Genomic DNA, 279 nt, shown 5'->3' on the forward strand with positions numbered 1-279 from the left:
GGACCAGCTGAGCTGACCCCTTTTCCTACACGTACCGGACCATGACCATGCAAGCCGCTTCCCTGCCCCTCACCGCTCTTACCGCCCTCTCTCCCGTCGACGGCCGCTACGGCAACAAGGCCGAGAGCCTGCGTGAACACTTCAGCGAGTTCGGCCTGATCCGCGCCCGCGTGATCGTCGAGATTCGTTGGCTGCAGCGCCTCGCCGAGCAGGGCGGTATCGTCGAGGTACCGCCGCTCTCAGCCGAGGCCACCGCCTTTCTCGAAGCCATGATTCGCG

1 pseudogene is annotated in these 279 nt (G+C 65.2%); it reads left to right on the plus strand.

Annotation, left to right across the window (positions count from 1 at the left end):
• Nucleotides 1–62: 62 nt before the first annotated feature.
• Nucleotides 63–279 (plus strand): annotated as a pseudogene (locus tag HOP53_RS21490) (adenylosuccinate lyase); the annotation flags it as partial.

Origin of the sequence: Billgrantia ethanolica (genome assembly GCF_021404305.1) — a bacterium.
In the GTDB taxonomy this organism is placed as follows: Bacteria; Pseudomonadota; Gammaproteobacteria; order Pseudomonadales; family Halomonadaceae; genus Halomonas; species Halomonas ethanolica.